Here is a 1,155-nt window from a genome sequence, read left to right as displayed (position 1 = left end):
CTAAGTAGGTCGCCAGAAGTTCCGAGACAAATCCGGGTCGCATGCGCAGTTTCTGGAGCATGCGACCGGCAAGGAGCCCTGCCGAGCTGGGGCTGACAGCATACGACATGCGGAAGCTGGAGCGGGCGCTGCGGCAGACGCGCGAGGCCCGTCACTTCCGTCGTCTTCTGGCCATCAAGCTCATCGCGGAGGGGAAGGGCCCGGGCGAGGCGGCACGCCTGGCAGCCTTGAGTCGGCCGGCCGTCTACTTCTGGCTTGAGCGCTACCTTACGGAGCGCACACCCTCTGCGCTCTGGGACGCCCCGCGCTCGGGCCGGCCCAGAAAAGCCCCGCGCCTCACCCCGAAACACCTGCGCAAGGTGGTGCGCGGCAACCCCGAGAAGGCTGGCTGGGCGAGCTCTGGCTGGACGGTGCCGCTGCTGCGCACCCACCTCAAGCGCAAAGGAGTCGAGGTGTCCGCCCGCACGCTGCGCCGTCGGCTGCATGAGGCGAACCTGGCGTGGAAGCGGCCGCGGTACGTGTACGCGACCGCAGCGCCTCACCCGGGGCAGAAAAAGGGGGCCTTGTCCGCCGTCTGAAGCGGCTCAAACGTCAGTGGCCTCGCGCGGTGCTGCTCGTCACGGACAGCACGGTGCTGCGCTGGTTTCCACCGCTGCGCGCCATGTGGGCGCCCATTGGCGAGCAGGCGCTGGTGAGAATCACCGGCGAGAATGCCAAGCGCACGTTGTGGGGCGCCATCAACCCTCGCTCCGGCAGGCGCGTCGTCATGGCCACCCAGCGCAGCCGCCAGGAGGACTTCATGGCCTTCTTGCACGCCCTGCGCTCCGCCTACCCCGGCCGTCCTCTGCTCCTGGTGCTCGACAGGGCCAGCTGCCACACCGCGCAGAAGTCTCAGCGGCTCGCCGCCCGCCTCGGTGTCCATCTGGTGCTGCTACCCAAGCAGCGCTCGGAGCTCAACTGCATGGACCACCTCTGGCGTCCCTCAAACAGCGCGTGTCGGCCAACCGGCAGTACTCGACGATGGAGCAGCACGTCGCCGCTGCCATCCGCTGGGTAGTGCGCCTTTCTCCCCAGGACGCCCTCCGCAAGGCGGGCTGCCTCGCCGAGGGCTTCTGGCTGCGCGATTTGTTAGAGAACTTCTGGCGACCTACTTAG

General features: G+C 68.1%; 2 protein-coding genes. Both read left to right on the top strand.

Going from position 1 to position 1,155, the window contains the following annotated elements; translation table 11 throughout:
• Window positions 1-107: 107 nt before the first annotated feature.
• Entirely contained in the window at window positions 108-578 is a 471-nt protein-coding gene (locus tag D7V77_RS42075) for a helix-turn-helix domain-containing protein (RefSeq protein WP_233597569.1), read from the top strand.
• 29 nt (window positions 579-607) lie between these two features.
• The gene (locus D7V77_RS42070) at window positions 608-1,057 is read left to right on the top strand and encodes a transposase (protein WP_199733999.1); all 450 of its coding nucleotides are present in this window, start codon (window positions 608-610) and stop codon (window positions 1,055-1,057) included.
• Window positions 1,058-1,155 lie beyond the last annotated feature (98 nt).

Source organism: Corallococcus sp. CA041A (genome assembly GCF_003612075.1).
Classification (GTDB): Bacteria; Myxococcota; Myxococcia; order Myxococcales; family Myxococcaceae; genus Corallococcus; species Corallococcus exiguus.
The sequence above is the reverse complement of the archived record's forward strand: the minus strand, read 5'-3'. Positions and strand labels throughout refer to the sequence as shown.